We start from the raw sequence: 5871 nt of genomic DNA, 5'->3' as shown, positions 1-5871 counted from the left end.
GATGAAACTTACACTATCACGATTGGTGGTGATTCTGGCACAGGGCTCATACAAGACAATAACACTGCACCTACCGTACAAGATGGACATGTTATTGGCGAAGAGGATAAATCTTACCAGTTTAGCTGGGCGGACTTCAAAGTAGAGGACCTTGACTCAAACATTTTATCCATCGTGATCACTTCTGAAGCAGCGGAAGGCGACCTATATTTTTACGATGGTAATGCGTGGGTACACCTAGATACTGCAACGATTGGGAGTGGGTTTACTGTAACGCAAGAACAAATTACATCTAACAAGTTAATCTTCGTTCCAGTGAACCATGGTTCTAGCTCATCTAATGAAGATGACATGGGCCTYACTGGAAATAACAAACCTGATTATGCTGAGTTTAGTTATCACGCAACCGACGGTGTCAATAATAGCGGCAGCGCAACAATGTCGGTTGATATTAATGCGATAGCGGATGCACCTAAAGTCACAGTAACGTTGGGAGATCTAGTTGCGAGTAATGGTCTTAGCAGTGATATTTATCAGAATTTGATAAATACTCAACAATTGACTAGTGAACAGCTTTCTGACCTAGTCGAAACATTGAATTTGGACGATAGTTATAAGGGCGTTCAAATCGCTCATCAATGGGAAGGCTCCGGTCAACCGGGTACTCAAGATAAGCAAGACAGTCTGTATATCGGAACTGATGGCACAGATACCCATCAAGGTGGTGCTGGAAACGACTGGTTTGTTTCTGGAGCTGGCAATGATCGAATAGATGGTGACGATGCTACAAATACAACCGTCAATGATGGCTTTGATACCATGGTTTATTCTGGCTCTATTAGTGATTATGTTCTTACTAATCTAGGTGATCACGGTGGAAAGGTCGGCCACTGGTTAGTAACAGATAAACGTGGTATAGATACTCCGAATGATCCTTACACTCCAGCGGACGAGAATGGTGACCATATTTATGAGATAGATAGGTTGATCTTTTCGGACGGAGTTTTACTTTTCAAGCCTGATGGCGGCTACGAAATTATTCAGGAACAAACACTACCTCTTGATATTCAAGTCGAACTTAACGATCTTGATGGCAGCGAAGTTCTTGATAATAAAGTCGAAGTTTCTGAAATCCCTTCAGGTTTACTCGTGTTTGTTGGCGATACGCTAATGACCCCTATAAATGGTGTGTACGAACTAGCTCTTAATGCTAATGGAGCTGCATCTGCTGAAATTCGTGTCCCAGTAGATTATACAGGTACTATGGACTTCGCAATTAAAGCGACAGCGGTATCCCATGAAGTATCAGATGGGAAGGTCACGGATTCGGCGAGTGGGTCTGACAGTGTTGATGTCAACGTTAGAGGTTATTCGGTATCAACGGGAGAGAGTGGAGACGACCAGATAAGCACTGGAGACGAAAATAATATTGTCATCGGTGATGTCAAAGGGTTACAGATTGTACCTGGAGAGGACTACAACATTGCATTTATCTTCGATACGTCAGGAAGTATGCATGGCACTATTTCTCTAGCTAAACCCGAATTACAAGCCGCTTTTGATGCTCTGGTTGATAGCGCAGGCAGTGATAATTCAGGTACGGTTAATGTTCTACTTACAGAGTTTCACACTAACGCGAGTCATGTGATTTCAATTGATTTAGGTGGGTTGAATCCGAAGAAAGACTTTGCAGATGCGTTAATCAAAATAACAGATGACAGTTCAGGAATGACAAATTATGAAGCCGGGTTCGATTCAGCTGTCGACTGGTTTGCTGGTCTTCAAGATAATGGCGCGACCAACCATAGTTTCTTTATTAGCGATGGTGAAGTTAATGAGTCAACAAAAGATGGTAATCAATTAGGTGATTTTTGGATCTACCACAACTCAGCAACGGGTAAGACCCTTACGATCGAGGATGTTCTTGAGCTTCCGAGAAACCCTGACGGTGACATTTATATTGATGGGAACCTAATCATTGATGGTAAAAAGCACCATGATGAAGTGTATTCTCCATATACCAATGTGAAATTGGGCAAAGTTGAGAAAGATGGCGATGTTACGACATTTAAAGCTGATAACGGCCTAAGTCCTAAAGTTCAAGCTCAACACATGTATCAAGTTCTGTCGGCTATGTCTGTTGTGCAAGCAATTGGTATAGGGAGCGGAGTATCAGAGTCAACACTAAAAGACTTTGATAGTGATCGTGTAGTAGATGCAAAAATTTCAGTTGACCAGTTAGCTGAAGCGATTTTGGGGCAAACAACGTTAGCAACATCTGGTAGTGATATTATTTCTGGTGGGGACGGCGCTGATGTATTATTTGGTGACTTGGTGCAGTTCAACGGTAACTCACAAGGTGTTGCTGCCTTGCAAGAATACGTCGCTGCTAAATTAAACCAGCCTCTATCTTCAATTGACGTTAAAGCTATCCATACGTATATCTCTGAACACGCAAGTGAGTTTGATGTTTCTCGCGCTGATGATAAAGGCGACGTAATTCATGGCGGAGAAGGGAATGATGTTATCTTCGGCCAAGGTGGAAACGATAAGCTATTTGGTGATGAAGGTCATGATCAACTGTTTGGTGGGGCTGGTGATGATGAGCTCTCTGGAGGAGCCGGCCATGACATCCTGATCGGTGGTGCTGGTAACGACATTCTTACTGGTGGAGAGGGGGATGATATCTTTAAATGGGTTGATGAGCCTTATGCAAACCATGAAGATGTGATTACGGACTTCCATGTTAATGAAGACCATTTGGATATTTCAGAATTACTACCAAATGAAAATACGATGGTAGACTTACTAGAGCATATTGTTGTTGAGAAAGTTACAGATACTGATGATAGCGGTGAGCATACAGATATTGTGATAACTATATCTGACGCTGGAAATAGTGGGGACAACCAGACAATTGTCTTAGATCATACTGGTGACCAATTTGCTAATTTAGCTGATGGTCAGGTCACGGGAGACGAGCTGACAAACTTGATGAATACGTTGTTTGTTCACCTTCCAGACCAATAATCAAAAAGGGCCGAAAGGCCCTTTTTACTATCTATAACAAATTCTGTTCTCAGCAGTTAGCGACTACTTGGAAAGAAATTAAAGAACTTTACAAGCGAAGCCTTTAAGGTAAAAACCTTCAGGATAGGCTGTGTCGATTAAGTGATCGGCAGCTTGCTCGAAGCGCTCTACGAATTTAACGCTACGACCAGCGTCTAGAGCAGCGTCAGCGATGATTTTTTGGAACAAGTCAGCACCCATTAGACCAGAACAAGAGTAAGTTAACAGCGTGCCGCCTGGTTTAAGGATTTGCATAGCTAACATGTTGATGTCTTTGTAACCATTGGCACCAGATGTTAGGTTGTTTTTGCTAGAAACAAATTTTGGTGGATCCATGATTACCACATCAAACTTAGTTCCTTGATCACGGTATTCACGTAGTAATTTAAATACATCCGCATTCAAGAATACAGCTCGTTTCTTCGAGATATCAAAGTCGTTAAGTTCTGCATTGTGCTTAGCTGTATCTAGCGCGGGTTGTGACACGTCAGCATTGATAACGCGTTTTGCATCACCTTTTAGAGCGTAAAGGCCAAACCCACCTGTGTATGAGAAGCAGTTTAATACGTCTTTATTTTTGACGTATTTCATCGCTTCTTTACGACTGTCACGCTGATCTAGATAAAAGCCGGTTTTATGGCCGTCGACAATATCGACACTGATTTTGATACCATTCTCTTCGATAACGACTGACTTTGGTGGTTCTTCACCATGTAGTACACCAACAACYTGTTCTAAGCCTTCTTTCTTACGTACAGCAACGTCAGAGCGCTCGTATACGTTACAATCAGGGAAACAATGTACTAATGCATCAACAAGTGTTTGCTTGTTGAATTCAGCACCAGCACTTAGTAGTTGGCAAACAAGGAAATCCTGGTATTTATCGATTGTGATCCCTGGTAAACCATCAGACTCTGCAGCAATTAAACGATAGCCAGTAAGCCCGTCACGTTCGATAATATCTTCACGAAGAAGCTGAGCATTTTCAATTCGCTTGATAAAGAACTCCAGGTTGATTTCTTCTTTTTCAAAGCTCCATACTCGAGCTCTAATTTGAGAAGTCGGGGAGTATGCAGCTTTAGCTAGCCATTTACCGTTTTGCGCAAAAACATCAACTGTTTCGCCTTGTTTTGGTTCGCCCTCTACTTTGTCGATACCACGAGAGWATACCCATGGGTGTTTGCGGCGTACCGATTTGTCACGGCCTTTAGCTAGATAAATTGCTGGAGTCATAATGAGATCTTTAATTGGTCTTTGAATGGGGCGTATTGTCATTGATGCGTCGGTGAAAAGCAAATACCAAAAGGGCTGCAATAGCAGCCCTTTACTGGTTTTAAGCGATAATTAGCGAGAAGGGCGCTACGCTTTTAATCCGGTAAGCAACCCTTCCATACTGTCACTTTGTTTACGTAGTTGATCTACGTTAGCGTTTGTTGTGCTGATCATTTCACATACGCTATTAGATTGATTACGAATCTCTTCAACACTTTGTGCAATATTATCAGCCACCACACCTTGCTCTTCTGCTGCAGTAGCGATCTGTGTGCTACTGTCTGAAATCGATTGGTTCTTTTCGGCTAGTGAACCAATTTCAATATTTACTTCAGACATTAAGCTTTGGCCTTCATTAGCGTTATTAACCGTTACTTCCATTAATTTGGTCAGCGATTGACTATTGCGTTGAAGTGCTTCGATCATTGTTTGAATTTCTACCGTTGCTTGCTGAGTTCTTCCAGCAAGAGCACGAACCTCATCTGCTACAACGGCAAAACCTCGGCCTTGCTCACCCGCACGAGCAGCTTCAATAGCAGCGTTAAGAGCCAACAAGTTGGTTTGCTCTGATATACCATTGATTGTTGCTACTACTTCATCAATCTGGGCTGCATTTGCATCAAGCTCTTCAACGGCTTGAGAAGCCGATTGAATCTCTGTCGATAAATTAGAGATAGAGCTTAATGTGTTTGATACTTTAACTTGTCCAGATTGCGCAACCCCCCTTGCATCCATCGTTTGAGTGCTAGAGTCATGGGCAAGAGTTGCCACTTCGCGAATGGTTGCAGCCATTTCCTCGGTAGCGCTTGCAAGACCGTTTAAGTGTTCTTGCTGTGTGTTGGAGATATTCGAGCTTTGTTGAGTCGATTGGTTTAAGTCAGAACTTATTTGCTGCATAAGCGCAACTGACTCTTGTATAGAGAGAACCATTTGTTGTTCGCGTTCAGCAACCTTATCAATGGTAATCGCAATTTCACTAAACTCATCTCGAACAGGGAAATAATTCATTCGACTCGTCAAATCACCGCTAGCAAGGGTCGATAGAGACTTATTCATTGCGAACATCGCACCACCAATGAATGTCATGATGTAGTAGACAGCTAATGCAATCAGTGACAATGTCACAGCAATGACGGTGACTTGCGTTACACTCAAAGAGGTCCATAAGTCTTGTTCGTGTATAGCCACGATACTAAATGCACCATTCATTACAGACACGGAACCAGCGCCTGCACCTATTGCGATAGTCTCTGAACCACGAAGTAGGTTTGCTACTTGGTCCCGAGTTAGCTCGCCAGCTTCTATCAGGTTCTTCATTAATAGCAACTCATCTTGGTATAGGTGAGTGAGTAAAGAATCTGCTGCGCTGTCTAACACAAAAGTTAGAACAAGCAGTGCAATGACTGGGAGAATGAAGAGTAAGTAAAATTTTTCTTGGATTTTCAAATGAATGAGATATTTGTCAATCCAGCGAAATGGCATTTCTTTCATAGTTATTATTCTCGGTAGTTCCTTTCCACACGAACGTGT

General features: G+C 42.4%; 3 protein-coding genes. 1 reads left to right on the top strand and 2 read right to left on the bottom strand.

Going from position 1 to position 5871, the window contains the following annotated elements; genetic code table 11:
* Positions 1-3030, top strand: a 3030-nt coding sequence (locus tag L4C33_RS18945) for a VWA domain-containing protein (RefSeq protein WP_428813967.1), incomplete at its 5' end; no start/stop codon positions are given.
* A gap of 78 nt (positions 3031-3108) precedes the next feature.
* Here L4C33_RS18945 and L4C33_RS18940 read toward each other — a convergent pair.
* Both L4C33_RS18940 and L4C33_RS18935 read right to left on the bottom strand, forming a co-directional pair.
* Positions 3109-4302 carry a class I SAM-dependent methyltransferase gene (locus tag L4C33_RS18940; protein WP_428813966.1) on the bottom strand — a complete coding sequence of 398 codons (1194 nt, stop codon included), beginning with the start codon at positions 4300-4302 and terminating at the stop codon, positions 3109-3111.
* A 126-nt stretch (positions 4303-4428) separates the two neighbouring features.
* Complete coding sequence (locus L4C33_RS18935) at positions 4429-5832, bottom strand: methyl-accepting chemotaxis protein (RefSeq protein ID WP_428813968.1); 1404 nt, start codon at positions 5830-5832, stop codon at positions 4429-4431.
* Positions 5833-5871 lie beyond the last annotated feature (39 nt).

It is taken from the genome of Vibrio makurazakiensis, from assembly GCF_050337375.1.
Taxonomy (GTDB): domain Bacteria; phylum Pseudomonadota; class Gammaproteobacteria; order Enterobacterales; family Vibrionaceae; genus Vibrio; species Vibrio makurazakiensis.
This window is presented reverse-complemented; position numbering and strand designations above follow the sequence as displayed.

Bases quoted from the DNA above. Each gene is read 5' to 3' on its own strand.
- L4C33_RS18935 (WP_428813968.1), bottom strand. From the start codon at position 5,832: ATGAAAGAAATGCCATTTCGCTGGATTGACAAATATCTCATTCATTTG.